Below are 220 nucleotides of genomic sequence, written 5' to 3'. Positions count from 1 at the left end.
AATCAACAACCAGGACCAAATTTTCAAGATCTAAACTTACAAGATTCAATCGTAAAAGTTGTAAATGAAATGTGTTTCGAATCACCGTCTCCAATTCAAGCACAAACTATCCCACACCTATTTAGAGGTGAAGATGTATTAGGTCTTGCACAAACAGGTACGGGTATAACAGCGGCATTCGCATTACCACTATTAGCTAACATCGATGTGTCTAAAAACC

At 37.7% G+C, this 220-nt stretch carries 1 protein-coding gene; it reads left to right on the top strand.

Going from position 1 to position 220, the window contains the following annotated elements; genetic code table 11:
* The coding region (locus V6256_RS15760; RefSeq protein ID WP_341599163.1) for a DEAD/DEAH box helicase at positions 1-220 on the top strand (220 nt) is incomplete at both ends.

This window comes from Psychromonas aquatilis, assembly GCF_038155185.1.
Lineage (GTDB): Bacteria > Pseudomonadota > Gammaproteobacteria > Enterobacterales > Psychromonadaceae > Psychromonas > Psychromonas aquatilis.
This window is presented reverse-complemented; position numbering and strand designations above follow the sequence as displayed.